Raw genomic sequence first — 18,866 nt, 5'->3', positions numbered from 1 at the left:
CTATTTACATCGTGGACTTAGGGCGAACTCTTATATACAAGATTAAATACCAGTGTATACCAATGCGCAAATAGTTCTGAAAAAAAAGACATCGAAAATCCACACTTTTCGTTATCCTATCGTTCGAACTGTAATTTCCACATCTATTCAAAGGAACAATATGTCCAGTAAGACGCACTATCTTCGTATTTTCGCAGGCCTAATCATCCTCGCCTGCTGCGGTGCATTGATGGTGTTTGCCACCGCGTTCCTTTACATCAGTCCCAAGCTACCCTCTATCGAGGCGCTAAAAGACACCCAATTACAAACCCCGCTGCGTATTTTTAGCGCCGACGGTAAATTACTTGGGGAGTTTGGCGAGAAGCGTCGGTCACCGATCAGCATTCAAGAAGTTCCCGAACTCTTCATCGATGCCTTCCTCGCAGCCGAAGACGACCATTTCTACACCCACCGCGGCGTTGACATCAGCGGTTTACTCCGAGCCGCTTCCCAGTTAGTCACCAGTGGCAGCATCCAATCCGGCGGCTCTACCATTACAATGCAGGTAGCAAAAAATTATTTTCTCAGCCAAGAGCGCACCTTCACCAGAAAATTTACTGAGATCTTCCTCGCGATCGAAATTGAACGCGCACTCAGCAAAGGCGATATCTTAGAACTGTACTTAAACAAAATCTTTCTCGGCAATCACGCCTACGGTATAGAAGCTGCAGCACAAGTCTATTACGGAAAACCCATACGTGAACTAAATCTAGCACAAATGGCAATGATTGCCGGCTTACCCAAAGCCCCCTCTGCCTACAACCCCGTGGCCAACCCTTCAAGGGCAAAAGTGCGCAGGGATTGGATACTCGGTCGAATGCTTAGTCTAGGCTATATCAGCGACACCGATTATAAAGACGCCATGCTAGAACCCATTAGCGCCAAGGCCCACGGCACCCAGTTCGACGTTGACGCTCCCTACGTCGCAGAAATGGTGCGTCTCAATATGCTGAAGAGATTCGGTCGCTCAGCTTACGAAGAAGGCTACACCGTCATCACGACAGTAAAGGCTACTTTGCAAGAAACCGCCAATAAATCACTTGTCGACGGCGTGATCGAATATGACACTCGCCACGGCTACCGCGGCGCTGAACGTCAATGGGTGCTACCTGCAGAAATAGACCCAGAAAACCGTCGGGATCTCAGTCAAAAACTGGAAGAAATTGGTAATATTGGTCCGTGGCATCCGGCATTAGTATTAGAAGTAGCAGAAAAAAGCGCGTCAATTTTACTCTCGGGAGAGCTGCAAACCACACTCGAATGGGAGCACGGACTTGCTAAGACTGTGCGTTATATCAGCGAAGATCGCGTAAGTTACGCCGCCGAATCGGCCTCAGAGCTTTTAAAGGCCGGCGACGTTATCCGCGTAAAAATGAGTAGCACCAGCCCAAGGCACTGGGAACTATCACAACTACCCAAGGTTCAGAGCGCCCTGGTATCTTTAGACGCCGACAGCGGCGCTATTCTAAGTTTGGTTGGCGGCTATAATTACCAAAGAAGCGCGTTTAATCGCGTCACTCAAGCTGAACGTCAGCCCGGCTCAAACTTTAAACCGTTTATTTACACCGCCGCGCTAGACAATGGCTTTACACCAGCAACCATTATTAACGATGCCCCCATCGTCTTTGATGACGATGCCCTAGGGAATACCTGGCGCCCCAGCAATGACAACGGTCGCTTTAATGGACCGATGCGACTGCGTCAAGCGCTCTATCTATCTCGCAACTTGGTTTCTATCAGAGTATTACGCGATCTTGGCATAGGCAAAGCGATTAACTATGTTGGCCGCTTTGGTTTCGACCCAAGTAAACTCCCCAGAGACCTCTCCCTAGCACTGGGCAGTCACTCTTTAACCCCGCTAGATATCGTAAGTGGTTACGCGGTTTTTGCGAACGGCGGCTACAAAATCTCGCCCTACCTCATCGACCGGATTATCGACCGCGACGGCAATACCATTTACCGCGCAGACCCAGACATTGTCTGCCGCAGCTGCATTGAGGAAGACAGCGCCCAAGCCCTTAGAAGCGTCGAAGCCGATACTCTTGATGACATTATTTCTGCCGGCGATGATGCCTTGCAGCCGCGGCTCGCCAAGCGCGTACTCAACGAAGAGGTCGCCTTTCTTATTGATAGTATTCTGCAGGATGTCATTACCCGAGGTACCGGCCGCAAAGCCTTAGTCTTAGAACGCGGAGATGCCGCAGGTAAGACCGGCACCACCAACGGCCCAACCGACGCCTGGTTTTCCGGTTACAGCGGCGGCATTGTGACCTCAACGTGGGTGGGCTTCGATCAAAACCTTAATCTCGGTCGCCGCGAATACGGCGGGTCTGTGGCGTTGCCCATCTGGATCGATTATATGCGCGAGGCGCTAAAAGACCGCCCTGAACGCCAACTTAAACAACCTGACAGTATTATTTCTGTTCGCATCGATCCAGATACCGGCAGCCTCGCTCACCCCGGGCAAAGCAACGCGATTTTTGAATATTTCAGAACGGACAATGCGCCCAGTGAAGACCCCAATCAAGCGACTAATCCCTACGGTCCCGGTAGCGACGATCCGATAGAAATTTTCTAAAGCGATTTAAGCTCCGCCGAGGTCGAGCTCGAGCTCGGCGGAGCCTGTTCTTTATATGGCCTCTAAAGCTTCCGCCAAGGTTTTCACGCCAGTCACGGTCATCCCTAAATCGCCGCGCGGCATATTGCCGTGGGGCACAATAGCGCGCCTAAAACCATGCTTCCTCGCTTCTTGCAAACGCTCTTGCCCGCTGGGCACTGGCCTAATTTCACCAGACAAACCGACCTCACCAAACACCACCAAATCCTCAGGTAGAGGCCGGTCGCGAAAGCTGGACACAATCGCAAACAGCAAGGCCAAATCTGAGCCTGTTTCTAGCACCTTAACGCCACCAACAACGTTCACAAATACATCTTGGTCGCCGACTTGCAAGCCGCCGTGGCGATGCAATACCGCCAGCAGCATCGCCAAGCGATTTTGCTCCAAGCCCACCGCCACTCGGCGCGGATTTCCAAACCCAGAGCTATCTACCAGCGCCTGAATTTCTACCAAAAGGGGTCTTGTGCCCTCCCAAACCACCATGACCGTGCTGCCTGAGGTGACTACATCGCCGCGATTCAAAAATATTGCCGATGGGTTTTTTACTTCTTTCAGACCCTGTTCAGTCATGGCAAACACACCGAGCTCATTCACCGCGCCAAAACGGTTCTTGCTTCCACGCAAGGTTCGATAACGACTATCACTACTGCCCTCCAACATAATCGAACAATCGATAATATGCTCCAGTACTTTTGGTCCCGCTAAGCCGCCGTCTTTAGTCACATGGCCAACCATAATCAACACGGTGCCGGTCTCTTTGGCAAATCGGGTCAAGACCGCCGCGCACTCCCGTACCTGGGACACACTGCCCGGCGCAGAGCTCACATCGTCGCTATGTAGCACCTGTATAGAATCAACAACCAAGACCTTGGGCTTATTTGCCGCCGCTTGGCTAAGTAATCGGTGGAGGCTGGTTTCTGCACATAATTTTAAGGTGTGTGCCTTTAAACCTAAGCGTTGCGCCCGCATGGCAATTTGCGGCAGAGACTCCTCACCCGTTGCATATAAACATTCACAGTGCTCCGCTAAGCGACATAGCACCTGCAGCAATAAGGTGCTCTTACCCGCACCAGGATGCCCACCCAGCAGCACCGCCGAGCCCGGCACCAAGCCGCCTCCGAGCACACGATCAAACTCATCAAAGCCTGTAGGCTGTCGCGGCAAAGCCTCAATACTGACATTCGCCAACATCTGCACTTCACCGCCCACAGCACCAGCATAGCCTTGCCGCGACGATGTAATCTTAGTCGAGCTTGCCGGGCCTAGCCGTATTTCCGACAAGGTGTTCCAAACCCCGCAATCCTGACACTGCCCCTGCCATTTATTGTGCTCAGAGCCACAATCTACACATACAAACGCTGTTTTTTGTTTTGCCATAGAACTACCTAAAATGCCCTTAACCTTTTTATTGAAGCCCCAACCATTTATGGAGGCCTATTCGCCCTGACACAGGGCTGACAGCCGACCCACCAACACCGTACAATGACCCGCTATTATTAGAGTACCTGAGATGTCAGCCGCACTTGTAGAACGCCCATTGCTTGTCTCTCCTTCCCTCGCCGCCACTCTGGGGCTAGAGGCAGCGCTGCTATATCAATTACTCGCAGAATGGTTGCCTTTACTGACCGGCAGAGACAGCCAAGGGCAACACTGGTTTCTCATTGATAAAGACCAGCTCGTAAAACAATTGCCATTCTGGGATTTAGACAAGATAGAAGACGTCTTGCGTACTCTTCATGACCAGGGCCTCATTATTATCGGCGCAGCCTTAATGAGCAATGCACAAAATATTCGCCTCGCCCTACCGCGACACCAACAAACAGAACAAGTCGCTAGCAGCAGCCGAGCTTCGGAGGCAGCCCCAGCCAGCACTCAGCAACATCACATCGCAAAACCGCTGGCTGAAAAACCGACAAGCGCGCCACCTAGCCACCCCGTTCCCGGCAATAGTATTATTCCGGCCGAGTGGTTACCCGATAGAGCCGGCCTTGATTATTTAACCCGCTTCAATCAAGTGGACCCCGCCTTTATTACCGCCGTGCTGCCCGAATTTATCGCCCACTACCGAGAAACCGGCGAGACCCGGAGCTCGTGGAATAGCGCCTTCAGCCAATACGTAAGTCGACGCTGGAAGAAACGGCAATATGCAAAAATCGAAGAGTCTCGCACCCAGCCCATCGATGGCAGCTGGAAACCAAGTCACGACGCCTTAGAAATACTGGAGCGCGACCATGTCAGTCGTCATTTTATTGAAGATGCCATCCCCGAATTTATATTGTATTGGCGCGAGCGCGGCACCCCGGACAGCAACTGGAATTCACGCTTTATACAGCATATTCGTTTGCAGTGGGCGAGGTACACCAATACAGTCAGCAATGAGAACGAGATTGCACCTATTAAATCGGACTGGCAACCCAATGATGCGGTATTTGATATCTTTCATATGGCCCGCATCGACCCTGAATTTGCCAAGGCGCAGGTGGCAGAATTCATCTTGTTTTGGCAAGACAGCGGTACCGCCCACCGCTCTTGGAACACAAAATTTCTCCAACATGTAAAATACCGTTGGGCACACAGTCATCAACTGGGGCAGAGCAATGCACGACAGCAACAAGCTACTGGAACAAACCAGAAGGCAACTGGCTTCATCGAAAAACACACCGACCGCAGCTGGGCAGACGAACTCTGAGCCCGAGCCAGATCGAGATGCGGTCATCGATGCCCTAAACCGCATGTTTGCCGAATTTGAATTGGTCTACCACAACCAGTACAACAAGGCGTTCTCCAATCCTGAGAAACTCAGTTACGCCAAAAAACTGTGGTTCAGTAATTTACGGCATATTCAGCCAGATCGGATTGTCGCCGCAACCCACCGCGCTATTCGCGAATCCGAGTTTTTGCCGACAATCAAAGGGATTCTCAAATACTGCGAACCCGACAATAACGAACTCGGCCTGCCAGACAGCCACAGCGCCTATTTAGAAGCCTGCCGTGCACCTCAACCAAAAGCCGAGTACCACTGGTCGCATCCAGCGGTATACCATGCGGGCCGAGCCAGCGATTGGTTTTACCTAGCTGGCACCGTCGAACATAGCGCCTATCCGGTCTTTCGCCGTCATTACGACGATATTTGCGAGCGTGTAAAAAACGGCGAGACCCTCATCATGCCGTCACAAAAAGCAATACCCGAAACCATTAGCAAACCCCTTTCTCCCGACGAACAGCGTCAACGCATGCAGAAAATGCGTGATGAATTGGATATTTAGTACGCACCTTATCTCTTAAATTTAAACACGTTAATGCAATCGTGCAGGGCGCCCGCGCAAGCGCTACAATAGTGCCCTCTCAAACCAGTCCAGCGCGGCTGAAGACAAAGAACAGGCAAATTTATGGCAGACGATAAAACCACCCACTTCGGCTACAAAACAGTAGATAGTAACGATAAGGTCAAGATGGTTGCGGGTGTCTTCCATTCCGTTGCCGCCAAATACGACCTGATGAATGACCTAATGTCCGGTGGCGTTCATCGTCTATGGAAGCGCTTTACTATTGAGCTTTCGGGTGTGCGCAGCGGAAATGCAGTACTCGACATTGCCGGTGGCACCGGCGACCTAGCAGCCAAGTTCAGCCGCTTAGTCGGCCCTAGTGGCCGCGTTGTTCTTGCCGACATTAATGATTCCATGCTCACCGTTGGCCGTGAAAAACTCACCAATAAAGGCATCGTTGGCAACATTGAATACGTTCAAGCCAACGCCGAGTGCCTGCCGTTTCCCGACAACAGCTTTGATTGCATCACCATTGCCTTTGGTCTGCGGAATGTCACCGACAAAGACGCTGCACTGCGCTCAATGAACCGAGTTCTTAAACCGGGTGGCAGACTGTTAGTCTTAGAGTTTTCTAAACCCGTTAACCCCGTCGTTGCCAAACTTTACGACCGCTACTCCTTCGATATTCTGCCAAAAATGGGCCAGCTGGTTGCCAACGACGAAGACAGCTATCGCTATTTAGCTGAAAGTATTCGCATGCACCCTGATCAAGAAACACTCAAAGGTATGATGACCGAGGCCGGTTTTGTCGACGTTCGCTACCATAATATGACTGCCGGCGTTGTCGCCGTGCACCGAGGCGTGAAGCCGTGATTCCGCCGGTCCTGCAAAGCGCTGCTTTATCTAGCCTAGAAAATTTAGTCAACAAGGCCTTGCAGCTTGATCCGGCCACCAGTGCCAAATTACAGGCACTGAACGGGCAGCGCTTTTCATTAGAACTGAAAGAACCCGACCTCAATATTGGCATCGGCATTAGCGGCAAACGCCTGCGAATTTTAGGGCAGCACAATGATGAGGTCACAACTAGGCTGAGCGGGCGCTGGAGCGAATTCGCCAAGGTGGCCACTGCCACTGATCCCGCCGCTGCACTTATCAACGGTGACATCAGCATTAGTGGCGACACTGGCCCATTATTAGAATTACGCAAAATTCTCGCCGAATTAGACCTCGATTGGGAGCAGCCCCTGGCAGATGCCTTCGGAGACGTCGCCGCACATCAACTCGGCAATGGTCTGCGCGCAGGACAGCGCTGGTTCAACAGCACCCGCGCAAACTTACACCGCCAATTTAGTGAGTTTATTGTGGAAGAAAGTCAGCTCGTCCCCCACCCCTGCCAAGCTGATGATTTTTACAGCGAAGTCGACGAGCTGAAAGTTCGCAGTGAGCGCCTAGAAGCCAAAATCCGGCGCTTGCAACAACGCATAGCCACATCTAATAAAAATTAAGGACATAAATATGGGGCTGCGTCGCCTTGTCGCTATTTGCTGGATTATTTGTCGATACCGCTTAGATACATTGATTCCCGCCGAGAAATTACCGCTGCGAGTTCGTCTTCTATTGCGCTGCGGGCCATGGCGATTATTTCCCCGCCGGCACTATAACAGCGGCGAACGGCTGCGCTGCGCTCTGGAAAATTTAGGTCCGATTTTCATTAAGTTCGGGCAGGTTTTGTCGACACGGCGCGACCTCCTGCCAGACGATATTTCTGAAGAGTTAGCTAAGCTACAGGATCAGGTCCCACCGTTTGCGAGCGACGTAGCGGTTGCCGCCATTGAATCCGCGCTGGGCAAACCGATAGCGGAATTATTCGCGGCCTTTGATCACCAACCACTGGCCTCTGCCTCAATCGCACAAGTCCACACCGCGACCTTGCACAACAATATCGACGTCGTCGTGAAAGTAGTAAGGCCCGGTATAGAACGCACCATTGCAGCAGATATTCGCCTGCTGCAAACAATTGCTGTTCTTGTTCAGCGCTATGTCCCTGACGGCCGTCGGCTGCGCCCGGTCGAGATTGTCGAAGATTATCGCCACACTATTTTCGATGAGCTCGATCTTAAACGCGAAGGTGGCAATACGTCTCAGCTTCGACGTAACTTTAAAGACTCTGAGGTTCTTTACGTACCCGAGGTATATTGGGACTACACCCGCCGCAATGTACTAGTGATGGAGCGTATCCACGGCACGCCCGTTACCGATATTCAAGCCCTACGCGAGCAGGGAACCGACATGAAAAAACTCGCAGAACGCGGTGTTGAAATATTTTTCACGCAGGTGTTTCGCGACAGTTTCTTTCATGCAGACATGCACCCAGGTAATATTTTTGTGGCGCACAATCGCCCCGCATCGCCACAATATATTGCCATTGACTGCGCTATCATTGGCAGCTTAAGTGATTTTGATCAATATTATTTAGCACGCAATCTACTCGCTATTTTTCAACGCAATTACCGCGAAGTGGCAGAGCTACATGTTGAATGCGGCTGGGTACCACCGGAAACCCGCGTCCACGAATTTGAGGCTGCCATCCGCAGTGTAAGCGAGCCAATATTCGAAAAGCCACTATCTGAAATCTCTTTCGGTAAATTGCTACTCAACTTATTTCAAACCGCACGACGTTTCGATATGGAAGTTCAGCCGTCGCTAGTCCTATTACAAAAAACCTTATTGAACATCGAAGGCTTAGGCCGACAGCTATATCCCCAGCTGGACTTATGGGCGACAGCAATGCCGTTCCTAGAGCGCTGGGTGCGAGATCGCTATTCACCGCAGAGTATGTTGAAGCGCGTCAGCCATCGCCTACCCGGCTGGTTAGAGCAACTCCCGCACCTGCCAGAAACCCTGTTGGAGCGAGGAACACCAAGCAAACACAACGCCGGCGATGATCTTCGTCATAAAGGCGAGATCGGCCTTATTGTTCGCGAGCAAGCGGCCCGCGCTCGGAATCAGCGCATCGCCATTGTCGCGCTGATATGTGCCGCAGTCATCGCAAACCCCGATTTAAGACAGGTGCTGCGAGACCTGCCCGACAGCAGCATCGTGCTATTCGGTATCGCTTTCTATTTCTTTATCCGCAGTCGCTAAGGTAAAGTAATACCCTCACAAAAAACTATGTTGTGCCAATAAATGAATACTGATTTTCTCCAACACATCAAATGGAATAGCGACGGTTTGGTGGCAGCCATTGCCCAAGACTCAAGTAGCGGGCGCGTATTGATGATGGCATGGATGAATGCTGAGTCTTTGCAACTCAGCGTTGATACGGGCGATGCCGTGTATTGGTCGCGCTCACGAGCAAAATTGTGGCGCAAGGGTGAAAGCTCTGGAAACGTACAAAAAATTCATGCCATGGAGCTAGATTGCGATGGCGACGCCCTGTTACTTCAAGTCGAGCAGCTCGGTAATATCGCCTGCCACACGGGCCGCCAAAGCTGCTTTTATCGCAGACTTAATAGCGGTGATTGGCAAACTACAGAAGCCGTATTGAAAGATCCGGCTACCATGTATCAAAACGTAGATAAATCATGACACAGTCTATTCTGGAACAACTCGATGCCGTATTATCTTCACGCAAAGATGGCGACCCCGGCAGCTCATATGTCGCCGGTTTACACCATAAGGGCTTGAATAAGATCCTTGAGAAGGTGGGCGAAGAAGCGGTAGAAACGGTCCTCGCAGCAAAAGATGCCGAACTTGATGGTGACAATAGCAAGCTTATTTATGAAACCGCCGACCTATGGTTTCATAGCTTGGTTATGCTTTCACATCTCGGCAGCAACCATCAGCAAGTACTCGATGAACTCGCACGTCGCTTTGGACTGTCGGGATTAGACGAAAAAGCGGCGAGAGACAATCAGTCTTAATTCAATTTGAATTAAAATAAATAGCGAATGAGGAATATATTATGGGCTTAGGTGGCATTAGTATCTGGCAACTCTTAATCATCCTCGCCATAGTGGTTTTACTTTTTGGCACTAAAAAACTTAAGGGCATGGGCGGCGATCTTGGCAGCGCATTAAAAGGCTTTAAAGACAGTATGCAAGGTGATGACGACGCTAAGAACATCGAAAAGAAAGAACAAGAAGACGCCGACACTGCGCAACAGCATACTGAGAAAAAAGACGAGTCCAAGCTATAAATGTTTGATATTGGCTTTGCTGAACTGCTAGTGATTGCAGTTCTTGGCCTACTAATTCTTGGTCCGGAACGCTTGCCCGGCGCCATTCGCACAAGCTCGCTTTGGCTGGGAAGACTGCGTCGCAGTTTTAACGACATTCGCGCCGAGATAGAAAAAGAAGTCGGCGCAGACGAAATTCGCCGCCAACTTCACAATGAGTCAGTGCTCGCCTCCCTCAAAGAAACCAAAAACTCGATAAGCAACGATATTAATCAGGCCGGTCAGCAGGTTTCAGAGATAACAAATACTATTCATTCCGAGCATAGCATTGGCACACCCACTGCTGAGCCTGAACACAATACAAGAGCAGCAGAATCGCCGGCCGCTAACGACCAAGATAACAAACCATGAGTGATGCAGAACAAGATCAAGGCCAGCCGCTACTCGCTCATCTAACTGAGCTACGTGACCGCCTGTTGCGTATTGTTTTAGCCGTGCTCGTCTGCACCCTGGCCTTATTTCCCTTCGCCAACACGATTTATAGTTTTGTTGCTGAACCCATGCAGCGCTTGCTACCTGAAGGCACTAGCATGATCGCGACCGAGATCGCGTCAACCTTCCTCACGCCATTCAAGCTGGTGTTGGTGTCAGCGTTCTGCCTGGCGATGCCGGTCATCTTGCACCAAGTATGGCAGTTCATTTCACCCGGTATGTACCGCCACGAAAAACGCATAGCAGCACCCCTGCTAGCCTCTAGCGTGGTGTTATTTTACGCGGGTTTAGCCTTTGCCTATTACGTGGTATTTCCGCTGGTATTCGGCTTTTTCAGTGGCATCACCCCTGAAGGCGTGAACTATACACCGGATATCGCGCGCTTCCTCGATACCGCCCTAAAGCTGTTCTTAGCCTTTGGAGTGGCTTTTGAGATTCCCATCGCCACAGTGCTGGTCATCTCATCGGGCGTCATTACTGCCAATGAACTCGCTGCAAAACGTCCTTACATTATCATCGCCTGCTTTGTTGTAGGTATGTTGCTGACACCGCCAGATGTGATCTCGCAAGTATTATTGGCTGGACCGATGTGGCTGCTATTTGAGATTGGAATAATTTTTGGCAGGCTGGTCAAGAAGAAAAGAACTGATAGCGACGAGCAGCAATAAGGCGCAAAACATCATTGCTCGTCGGCGGAACCCTGGTAGCCAAAGGCCAGATTTTCAAAGCGGGTGTGCTTACCAATAAAGCTCAAGCGCGCGGTACCAATTGGGCCGTTCCGCTGCTTGCCAATAATGATTTCCGCCATACCCTTGTCTGCCGATTCCTCGTTATACACTTCGTCGCGGTAGATAAACATGATGACATCGGCATCCTGCTCTATTGCGCCCGACTCCCGTAAATCCGAGTTAATTGGCCGCTTATTTGGCCGCTGCTCCAAGGCTCGGTTTAACTGCGATAGCGCCACAACCGGGCATTGAAACTCTTTTGCGATTCCTTTTAGTGAGCGCGAAATTTCAGAAATTTCGGCGGTCCGCCCCTCACTCGCAGCGCCGGCAACCTTCATCAGCTGTAAATAATCGAGCATGATCATGCCAATGCCACCGTGCTCACGGACAATTTTTCTTGCCCGCGAACGAACTTCTGTGGGCGTCAGAGCCGGCGTATCATCAATAAATAAGGGCCGGTCCTTCAGCTTAGTCACTGCCGCGCTGAGCTTTGGCCAATCCTCTTCTTCAAGCTTGCCACTGCGCACCCGGTCTTGGGCTATGCGCCCAACCGACGACAATAATCGCATCATTAGCTGATTTGCGGGCATTTCCATACTGAACACCAGCATGGGTAAATCGCTCTTCATCAATGCGTTTTCGACCAAGTTCATTGCAAAGGCGGTTTTACCCATCGAGGGCCGAGCCGCAACAATAATAAGATCCGACTTTTGCAAGCCTGAGGTCATTTCATCCAGTTTTTCGAAGCCGGTAGTTAATCCCGTGATCGCATCTTCACTACTAAAAAGCTCATCGATTTTATCGACGGCTTCCTTAAGCAAGGGATTAATGGGTGTGAGGCCACCGACTTTAGGGCGCTCCTCAGAAATCTGCATGATGGCCCGTTCGGCCTCATCCAGAATCTCATCACTATTGCGACCTTCGGGATTAAAGCTATTGTCCGCAATCGCATTGGCGGCGCTGATTAAGGACCGAAAGGTCGCTCGCTCGCGCACCGCCTGGGCGTAGGCGCGAATATTTGCGACTGAAGGGGTATTGCTGGCGATGTCAGCCAGATACGCTGCGCCACCTACTGCCTCTAGCTCACCGGACTTAGCAAGCGACTCCGCAAGTGTGACAACGTCTATAGGTTGCTGAAGCTGAACCAGCCGCGTCATTTGGGCGAAAATTTTGCGGTGTTCCGGACGGAAAAAGTCACCCTCACTAACAACATCCGCGACCGAATCCCAGCCTTCATTGGCAATCATCAAGCCGCCAAGAACTGACTGCTCAGCCTCTACCGAGTGCGGGGGCAATTTCAGCTGGGCAAACTCCCGCTCTTCAGCGAAGTCTGGCGGTGATTCTGGGTATACGTCGGGATGCACGGGACCGTCACTAAGTATTAAAAGATCGAGCATTGTGGCAAAAAAAAAGCACCACCGCTACAAACAGCGGTGGTGCTTTTTACTCACATAGCTATATACGCAACATGTGCGATACCACAGAGTTACTTCACTGCGGCCAATTTAGCTATATTGCGAAACAGTCTTACTCAGCAACAACAGAAATGCTGACTGTCTGTACTACATCGCTGTGAACTTGAATTGCAACGTCGTAGCTACCTAGGTCGCGAATTGGACCCTCTGGCATACGAACTTCGCTCTTGTTCACTTCAACGCCGGCAGCAGACACTGCATCAGCAATATCGCGAGTACCGATAGAGCCAAACAATTTACCGCCATCACCAGCATTTGCGCCGATAGTGACAGCCAAGGCAGCCAATTTCACAGCACGTGCATCAGCAGCACTGCGCTTTTCGATAGCAGTAGCTTCTAATTCCGCGCGACGAGTTTCAAACTCGGCAACGTTATTTTTAGTGGCAGGAACAGCTTTGCCAAAAGGAATCAGGAAATTACGTCCATAACCAGATTTAACATTAACCTGATCGCCCAAATTGCCAAGCTTGCCAATTTTCTCCAGCAGAATCACTTGCATGGTTCTTACCCTCTCAAATACGCCGACATTTGCGTTGTCCTACGGTGTAGGACGAACCGGCAAACGCCGTCTAATATCAATCCAACTATCCACAATCGCTGCCAGTATCAGCGCCACCCAAAGTGGCTGTAATATTAACAACGCTACGTAAAAAACTATTATCCAAGCGCGGCCTAAGCCTAATCGACCAACAACACCATGCACCAAAGCCAAACCAGCAATCACTATAGGCATTACGCACATCACTGCCCAAAACCGATAATCGCCGCCGACTTTGCTTAACAACAACATCACCGCCACAAGGCCGATGGTTATTGTCGGAGACAATCTTAGCTGCCACATTTCCAAGCGAAAGCCGCCAGGATTGTACAGCAAGGATTGCCACCAGCGCGCCAACATCACTGCCAACGTGCTCCACAACACAGTACTCACACCGATCAGTGCAGCAACATCGCCGGTAGTGATTTCCGGCAACGCTCCTGGCGCCGATGCCCGCATGCTCTGCAACATAGGCTGCACCAGCTCAAGCAGCGACACCAAATAGCCATTGGCGAATTGCGTAAGCAGCAAGGCCGAAAACAAGCCTACCGCTGCCGCAGTGCTTAATGCACTAGCCCACTGCTGCGTGCTACGAAGCACAAGGGCGGTTACGGAAGCCCCAAGAAGCATAGTCAGAGGACCAACATCCGCCCCTATTGTTGCTACCGCAATTGCCGGTAAAAGCGCCCAAAAAACAACATAAGCGCCTTCAGTTACACCTTTGCGTAGCAGCACCAACACCGCTGCTGCGACACCGACCCAGGCAAATATGAGCGTACCAACGCCCAAGCCTGCGACGGCTACCGCCTGCAAGCGCCCTTTCATAACGAACTCAGCTAAGGCGCGCATGGTATAAGGTCGTTATCTTACTGGTGACTGTCTGTATAAGGCAGCAACGCCAAGAAACGCGCGCGCTTAATTGCCGTAGACAATTGGCGCTGGTATCTAGCATTAGTACCCGTGATACGACTCGGTACAATTTTGCCTGTTTCAGAAACATAGGCTTTCAAGGTGTCCAAATCTTTATAATCGATTTGCTTAACACCTTCCGCTGTAAAGCGGCAAAACTTACGACGACGGAAAAAACGTGCCATAACTATTCTCCTAACTCAGTCCGCAATTATTCAGCGCTCTCGTCTGCCTTATCGGCATCAGATTCGCTATTGTCATCAGCTGTTGTTGACTCTGAGTCATCACGGCTGCGCTCAACACGTTGCTCGCTGCGGCTACGACGCTCGCGGCTCTCGTTTTCCAATTTCATGATCGGAGACTCTTCAGTCACCGCTTCATCGCAACGGATAACGAGGTTACGCAGTACAGCGTCGTTGTAACGGAAGTTAGTAGTCAACTCTTCCACTGCTTCAGCAGACGCTTCAGCATTGATCAGCACGTAATGTGCTTTGTGGATTTTGTTGATAGGGTAAGCCAGTTGACGACGGCCCCAATCTTCTAGACGATGAACTTTACCACCGTCTTTTTCTATGGCTTGCGTATAACGCTCAACCATACCTGGAACCTGTTCGCTCTGGTCTGGATGGACCAAGAACACAATCTCGTAGTGACGCATTTAACGCTCCTTACGGGTTAAGTCACCCTTTACGGTGTGACAAGGAGGACAACTCAGACTTTATATTAGACGGAGTTACCATAAATCAAGAGCGCGGATTTTAGGCAAGGGGCGCGTCAGATGCAAGCAATTCGCACAATTATTAGCCAATTCATGAAGATTGACGCTGGCGTACAACCTCAAACAGACAAACTCCGGTCGCGACAGAGACATTTAAACTGCTAACCGACCCAGCCATAGGCAGCTTAGCCAAGTAATCACAGTTTTCACGAGTCAGCCGGCGCATGCCTGCACCTTCGGCGCCCATTACCAGCGCAATAGGCCCGCTCAGGTCGCGCTCGTACAGAGATGCATCTGCCTCACCAGCCATTCCAACCACCCAAATACCGGCCTGCTGCATTAGTTGCAAACTGCGGACAAGATTGGTCACTTGAATAAAGGGCACAACATCCGCCGCACCACAGGCAACTTTAAACACCGTTGCACCTAAACCAACCGAGTTGTCTTTTGGCGCAATAACGGCCGTGACACCAGCGGCATCAGCACTGCGTAAACACGCACCCAAATTATGCGGATCCGTTACCCCATCAAGCACCAATATAAGCGCGGCACTTCCTGCCGCCGCTACTAAATCAGGCAAATCCTGTTCACGAAACTCTGGCGCCGGCTCAACCAAGGCAATCACACCCTGATGGCGCCCTTCCACCATTTTGTCCAACTCTTCTCGAGACCGCTGAGTCACTGAGGTTGAGGAGGAAGAGGCCAAACTCAATACGTCTTTCAGCCGTTTATCCGCACGACCATTTTGAACGTAGAGATTGACTACTCGCTCAGGGCTACGAGCCAACACCGCTTGTACGGCATGTATACCAAATATTTTCTCTGTCACAATATTTCGCTCTATCGACCACGGCGCTTACTAATAGCGCCCGATTTCCGCGCAGCAGCATTTTTAGCCCCTACCCCGGTTTTCTTTCCGCTCGCTGCAGGTGCTTTTTTAGCGGTCGACGACGATTTCTTGGGCACCTCTGACTTAGGTTTTTCACTACGGCGTTTAGCCACTGCGGCCTTGCCCACCGGCTCTTTGCCGCGACCAGTCTTTGCTTTCTTCTTTGAGGCCGGAGGCACCATGCCCTTTGCCAAAGCTTCACGAACTGAGGGCTTCTGCCGTTTGGCAGGCTCACCGGCAGGTAGAGCTAAATCGATTTTGCGCTGATCTAGATCAACCCCCATCACTTGAACACGCAGGGTGTCACCTAACTGGAAAGTACGGCGAGTGCGCTCACCAATAAGACGCTGATGGGCTTGGTCAAACTGATAGTAGTCCTGCGGCAAGGCGGAAATATGAACCAGTCCCTCTATATATAAATCTTTAAGCTCAACAAACATGCCGAAACCGGTCACGGCGGCTATCACGCCATCAAACTCACTACCAACATGCTCTTGTAAAAATTCGCACTTCAAAAATGCCATGACGTCGCGGCTTGCATCATCGGCGCGGCGTTCGGCCATCGAACAATGCATACCCTGAGCAACCAGCGCTTCCATATCATAGGGATAGATTTTTTTGCGGCTGAGCGCCGGCGCGCCCTCGACTTTAAGGAAGCACTTGGCAGCCTCACCGCCGCCGCTGCGCACCAAATACCGAAGCGCACGATGCACTAGTAAGTCGGGGTAACGACGTATCGGTGACGTAAAGTGGGTGTAACCACTGTAATGCAAACCAAAATGACCTTGGTTATCAGGTTGGTACATCGCCTGACTCAAAGAGCGCAGCAACATCGTTTGAATCACAGCCGCATCCGGACGCCCATCCAAACTCGACAACAACAACTGATAATCTTTGGGGCTTGGCTCTGCGCCACCACGTAAACCCAGGCCAATCTCCTGCAAGAATTCGCGGAGGTTAGTGAGCTTTTGTTCGCTTGGACCATTGTGAACACGGTACAGCGCCTCTAGCCCGGCGCGATCTAAAGCCTTCGCCGTCGCCACATTCGCGCACAGCATGCACTCTTCGATAATCTTATGAGCATCATGACGACGGACTGGGACAATGGCCTCAATCCGCTTTTCGTCGTTAAACATGATACGCGTTTCAACGGTTTCAAAATCGATGGCGCCACGCTCAGAGCGTGCTTTACGCAGCGCGTGATAGAGCGCTTGTAAATTCTTTAAATGCGGCAATATCGCGTGATTTTTACCGGTATCGTAGCTGGGATCCACGTCTTCTAATTTCAGCAAGGCGCCAACTTCGTTGTAAGTTAGGCGCGCATGAGAACGAATCAAGCCTTCAAAAAACTGATAACCACTAAGCTTACCTGTGGCACTGACAGTCATCTCACAAACCATGGTCAAGCGGTCAACATGCGGTTTTAAAGAGCACAAGCCGTTAGAGAGCGCCTCCGGCAACATGGGCACAACACGATCGGGAAAATAGACCGAGGTGGCGCGTTTATTTGCCTCTTCATCCAGAGCCGAGCCCACTTGAACGTAATGGGAGACATCGGCAATGGCCACCCACAAACGCCAGCCACCGGATTTTTTCGGTTCGCAATACACCGCGTCATCAAAATCGCGGGCATCTTCTCCGTCAATAGTCACCAGTGGTAACTCACGCAAGTCCACTCGATGCTTTTTGTCTTTTTCTAAGGGCTCAGAACCAAAGCGACGCGCTTCCTCATCAACTGCTTCAGGCCACTCAAAGGGAATATCGTGGCTGCGAATCGCGAGCTCAGTGGCAACACCGACAGTGCGACGATCACCCAAAACATCGGTAATCTTGCCACGGGCTTGCTGACGCGCACCCGGCTGCTGAGTAATCTCAACCATCACGTAGTCGCCCTCTTGGGCACCACCAACATCAGCATCTTCCAATGCTAACCAATTCTGAATACGAGTATTTTCAGGAACAACCTGCGGTAAGCCGCGATGCATCATTAGCTTGCCCACCAGCTGCAGGGTATTGTGCTCAACAACCTCGACAATCACGCCCTCACGGCGACCACGTTGATCAACGCCGGTTACTTCCACTTTCACCAAGTCGCCATCAAACACCTGTTGCATCTGGCGATTTGCCAGATATACATCTTCATCCTCGCCATCAATAATGACAAAACCGTAGCCGTCTCGATGCCCCTGAATCCTGCCCAGCATCGCATCGCCACTGCTTATCGCCCGCAACCTACCACGACGGCCTTCTATTATCTGACCATCACGCAGCATGGCCTTAACGCGACGGCGCAAGCCCTCCTCCTGATCCTCGCCATCCACATCTAATTGCCGACGCAACTGGGAAAGGCTCAAACCATTTTCAACATCCTTAAGCTGCTCAAGAATGTACTCGCGACTTGGGACGGGATTTTCATAACGCGAAGCTTCGCGCTCAGCATGGGGATCTGGGACATTGCGGCGTTTAGCCATTCAGTGAAACTTCCTATTTAAAAGGGATTTAAAAACTTATTGTCTAGTGTAACGTAACCGTTGACAAAAATACTTTGTATCAGTAAATTGCGCGCCTCGGTATACTAGCCGCGCATCTCCTGCCCAGGTGGTGAAATTGGTAGACACGCTAGCTTCAGGTGCTAGTCCTCGCAAGGGGGTGGAGGTTCAAGTCCTCTCCTGGGCACCAAATAAAACCTTATTTCACAACATCTTAGCAACGAAAACCACTTCTTTCGCAATACTGAAATGCATAAATTGTGAGTCAGTTTTGATACCCGCGCTGCGTGAATATTCTCTCATTATTATTTTAACAAAATATTACCAGCGTTATAAACGTCATCAAAAGTAAAGCTGATCCCCCCATAACGTAGTAGTCTGCTCTTAATCCCAAATTAGTAACAACAAATCTCTCGCTATGCATTCAAAAATACGCGAACGCGCAAACCACTAACTAAGCCACCTCATACCTAGCATTGAGCTCAAACACTGCATGGCAATAATTAATTTATAACGGGCTTTTAATAGT

At 50.8% G+C, this 18,866-nt stretch carries 19 protein-coding genes and 1 tRNA gene; 12 read left to right on the top strand and 8 right to left on the bottom strand.

Going from position 1 to position 18,866, the window contains the following annotated elements; genetic code table 11:
* Window positions 1–160: 160 nt before the first annotated feature.
* On the top strand, window positions 161–2,617 hold the full coding sequence (locus AB4875_RS05150) for a penicillin-binding protein 1A (protein WP_368374981.1): 2,457 nt from the start codon (window positions 161–163) through the stop codon (window positions 2,615–2,617).
* A 51-nt stretch (window positions 2,618–2,668) separates the two neighbouring features.
* On the opposite strand, the gene radA is transcribed toward AB4875_RS05150, so the two are convergent.
* Window positions 2,669–4,033 carry a DNA repair protein RadA gene (gene radA / locus AB4875_RS05145; protein WP_368374980.1) on the bottom strand — a complete coding sequence of 455 codons (1,365 nt, stop codon included), beginning with the start codon at window positions 4,031–4,033 and terminating at the stop codon, window positions 2,669–2,671.
* 133 nt (window positions 4,034–4,166) lie between these two features.
* Here radA and AB4875_RS05140 point away from each other — a divergent pair, with 133 nt between their 5' ends.
* The 10 genes from AB4875_RS05140 to tatC all read left to right on the top strand — a co-directional run bounded on the left by AB4875_RS05140 (window position 4,167) and on the right by tatC (window position 11,259).
* A complete protein-coding gene (locus tag AB4875_RS05140; protein ID WP_368374979.1) occupies window positions 4,167–5,345 on the top strand; it encodes a DnaT-like ssDNA-binding domain-containing protein in 1,179 nt (392 codons plus the stop codon).
* Window positions 5,254–5,922, top strand: coding sequence for a replication protein P (locus tag AB4875_RS05135; RefSeq protein ID WP_368374978.1), 669 nt, complete (start codon window positions 5,254–5,256; stop codon window positions 5,920–5,922). The genes AB4875_RS05140 and AB4875_RS05135 overlap by 92 nt, the downstream gene beginning before the upstream one ends.
* A gap of 123 nt (window positions 5,923–6,045) precedes the next feature.
* Window positions 6,046–6,795 carry a bifunctional demethylmenaquinone methyltransferase/2-methoxy-6-polyprenyl-1,4-benzoquinol methylase UbiE gene (gene ubiE / locus AB4875_RS05130; protein WP_368374977.1) on the top strand — a complete coding sequence of 250 codons (750 nt, stop codon included), beginning with the start codon at window positions 6,046–6,048 and terminating at the stop codon, window positions 6,793–6,795.
* A complete protein-coding gene (locus tag AB4875_RS05125; protein ID WP_368374976.1) occupies window positions 6,792–7,427 on the top strand; it encodes a ubiquinone biosynthesis accessory factor UbiJ in 636 nt (211 codons plus the stop codon). The genes ubiE and AB4875_RS05125 overlap by 4 nt, the downstream gene beginning before the upstream one ends.
* 10 nt (window positions 7,428–7,437) lie before the next feature.
* Window positions 7,438–9,066 carry a ubiquinone biosynthesis regulatory protein kinase UbiB gene (gene ubiB / locus AB4875_RS05120; RefSeq protein ID WP_368374975.1) on the top strand — a complete coding sequence of 543 codons (1,629 nt, stop codon included), beginning with the start codon at window positions 7,438–7,440 and terminating at the stop codon, window positions 9,064–9,066.
* Window positions 9,067–9,108: 42 nt separating this feature from the next.
* Complete coding sequence (hisI, locus tag AB4875_RS05115) at window positions 9,109–9,510, top strand: phosphoribosyl-AMP cyclohydrolase (RefSeq protein WP_368374974.1); 402 nt, start codon at window positions 9,109–9,111, stop codon at window positions 9,508–9,510.
* Entirely contained in the window at window positions 9,507–9,845 is a 339-nt protein-coding gene (locus AB4875_RS05110; protein ID WP_368374973.1) for a phosphoribosyl-ATP diphosphatase, read from the top strand. Before hisI ends, AB4875_RS05110 begins: the two co-directional genes overlap by 4 nt.
* Window positions 9,846–9,886: 41 nt before the next feature.
* Window positions 9,887–10,120 carry a Sec-independent protein translocase subunit TatA gene (gene tatA, locus AB4875_RS05105; RefSeq protein WP_368374972.1) on the top strand — a complete coding sequence of 78 codons (234 nt, stop codon included), beginning with the start codon at window positions 9,887–9,889 and terminating at the stop codon, window positions 10,118–10,120.
* Complete coding sequence (gene tatB, locus AB4875_RS05100) at window positions 10,121–10,510, top strand: Sec-independent protein translocase protein TatB (RefSeq protein WP_368374971.1); 390 nt, start codon at window positions 10,121–10,123, stop codon at window positions 10,508–10,510.
* On the top strand, window positions 10,507–11,259 hold the full coding sequence (tatC, locus tag AB4875_RS05095; protein ID WP_368374970.1) for a twin-arginine translocase subunit TatC: 753 nt from the start codon (window positions 10,507–10,509) through the stop codon (window positions 11,257–11,259). Before tatB ends, tatC begins: the two co-directional genes overlap by 4 nt.
* Before the next feature lie 11 nt (window positions 11,260–11,270).
* Here the strand turns inward: tatC and dnaB are convergent, their stop codons facing one another.
* The 7 genes from dnaB to rnr form a co-directional block, all read right to left on the bottom strand.
* Complete coding sequence (gene dnaB, locus AB4875_RS05090) at window positions 11,271–12,716, bottom strand: replicative DNA helicase (RefSeq protein ID WP_368374969.1); 1,446 nt, start codon at window positions 12,714–12,716, stop codon at window positions 11,271–11,273.
* Window positions 12,717–12,846: 130 nt separating this feature from the next.
* Window positions 12,847–13,293 (bottom strand): 50S ribosomal protein L9, encoded by a 447-nt coding sequence (rplI, locus tag AB4875_RS05085; protein WP_368374968.1) that lies wholly within the window; start codon window positions 13,291–13,293, stop codon window positions 12,847–12,849.
* Between the two features lie 39 nt (window positions 13,294–13,332).
* Window positions 13,333–14,181, bottom strand: coding sequence for a hypothetical protein (locus tag AB4875_RS05080; protein ID WP_368374967.1), 849 nt, complete (start codon window positions 14,179–14,181; stop codon window positions 13,333–13,335).
* Window positions 14,182–14,198: 17 nt separating this feature from the next.
* Complete coding sequence (rpsR, locus tag AB4875_RS05075; protein WP_368374966.1) at window positions 14,199–14,426, bottom strand: 30S ribosomal protein S18; 228 nt, start codon at window positions 14,424–14,426, stop codon at window positions 14,199–14,201.
* A 26-nt stretch (window positions 14,427–14,452) separates the two neighbouring features.
* Window positions 14,453–14,899, bottom strand: a complete 447-nt coding sequence (gene rpsF / locus AB4875_RS05070; protein WP_368374965.1) for a 30S ribosomal protein S6 — start codon at window positions 14,897–14,899, stop codon at window positions 14,453–14,455.
* Window positions 14,900–15,050: 151 nt separating this feature from the next.
* A complete protein-coding gene (gene rlmB / locus AB4875_RS05065; protein WP_368377046.1) occupies window positions 15,051–15,791 on the bottom strand; it encodes a 23S rRNA (guanosine(2251)-2'-O)-methyltransferase RlmB in 741 nt (246 codons plus the stop codon).
* A gap of 8 nt (window positions 15,792–15,799) precedes the next feature.
* Window positions 15,800–18,319: a ribonuclease R gene (gene rnr / locus AB4875_RS05060; RefSeq protein WP_368374964.1), complete on the bottom strand. Its 2,520-nt coding sequence runs from the start codon at window positions 18,317–18,319 to the stop codon at window positions 15,800–15,802.
* Window positions 18,320–18,440: 121 nt separating this feature from the next.
* Here rnr and AB4875_RS05055 point away from each other — a divergent pair.
* Window positions 18,441–18,527 (top strand) — tRNA-Leu (locus AB4875_RS05055).
* The last annotated feature ends 339 nt before the right edge of the window (window positions 18,528–18,866 follow it).

This window comes from Zhongshania sp. R06B22 (assembly GCF_040892595.1).
Lineage (GTDB): Bacteria > Pseudomonadota > Gammaproteobacteria > Pseudomonadales > Spongiibacteraceae > Spongiibacter > Spongiibacter arctica.
This window is presented reverse-complemented; position numbering and strand designations above follow the sequence as displayed.

What these genes read in the sequence shown, in the direction of transcription:
- AB4875_RS05150 (WP_368374981.1), top strand. Translation starts at nt 161, where the DNA reads ATGTCCAGTAAGACGCACTATCTTCGTATTTTCGCAGGCCTAATCATC.
- radA (WP_368374980.1), bottom strand. Translation starts at nt 4,033, where the DNA reads ATGGCAAAACAAAAAACAGCGTTTGTATGTGTAGATTGTGGCTCTGAG.
- AB4875_RS05140 (WP_368374979.1), top strand. Translation starts at nt 4,167, where the DNA reads ATGTCAGCCGCACTTGTAGAACGCCCATTGCTTGTCTCTCCTTCCCTC.
- AB4875_RS05135 (WP_368374978.1), top strand. Translation starts at nt 5,254, where the DNA reads ATGCACGACAGCAACAAGCTACTGGAACAAACCAGAAGGCAACTGGCT.
- ubiE (WP_368374977.1), top strand. Translation starts at nt 6,046, where the DNA reads ATGGCAGACGATAAAACCACCCACTTCGGCTACAAAACAGTAGATAGT.
- ubiB (WP_368374975.1), top strand. Translation starts at nt 7,438, where the DNA reads ATGGGGCTGCGTCGCCTTGTCGCTATTTGCTGGATTATTTGTCGATAC.
- hisI (WP_368374974.1), top strand. Translation starts at nt 9,109, where the DNA reads ATGAATACTGATTTTCTCCAACACATCAAATGGAATAGCGACGGTTTG.
- AB4875_RS05110 (WP_368374973.1), top strand. Translation starts at nt 9,507, where the DNA reads ATGACACAGTCTATTCTGGAACAACTCGATGCCGTATTATCTTCACGC.
- tatA (WP_368374972.1), top strand. Translation starts at nt 9,887, where the DNA reads ATGGGCTTAGGTGGCATTAGTATCTGGCAACTCTTAATCATCCTCGCC.
- tatB (WP_368374971.1), top strand. Translation starts at nt 10,121, where the DNA reads ATGTTTGATATTGGCTTTGCTGAACTGCTAGTGATTGCAGTTCTTGGC.
- tatC (WP_368374970.1), top strand. Translation starts at nt 10,507, where the DNA reads ATGAGTGATGCAGAACAAGATCAAGGCCAGCCGCTACTCGCTCATCTA.
- dnaB (WP_368374969.1), bottom strand. Translation starts at nt 12,716, where the DNA reads ATGCTCGATCTTTTAATACTTAGTGACGGTCCCGTGCATCCCGACGTA.
- rplI (WP_368374968.1), bottom strand. Translation starts at nt 13,293, where the DNA reads ATGCAAGTGATTCTGCTGGAGAAAATTGGCAAGCTTGGCAATTTGGGC.
- AB4875_RS05080 (WP_368374967.1), bottom strand. Translation starts at nt 14,181, where the DNA reads ATGCGCGCCTTAGCTGAGTTCGTTATGAAAGGGCGCTTGCAGGCGGTA.
- rpsR (WP_368374966.1), bottom strand. Translation starts at nt 14,426, where the DNA reads ATGGCACGTTTTTTCCGTCGTCGTAAGTTTTGCCGCTTTACAGCGGAA.
- rpsF (WP_368374965.1), bottom strand. Translation starts at nt 14,899, where the DNA reads ATGCGTCACTACGAGATTGTGTTCTTGGTCCATCCAGACCAGAGCGAA.
- rnr (WP_368374964.1), bottom strand. Translation starts at nt 18,319, where the DNA reads ATGGCTAAACGCCGCAATGTCCCAGATCCCCATGCTGAGCGCGAAGCT.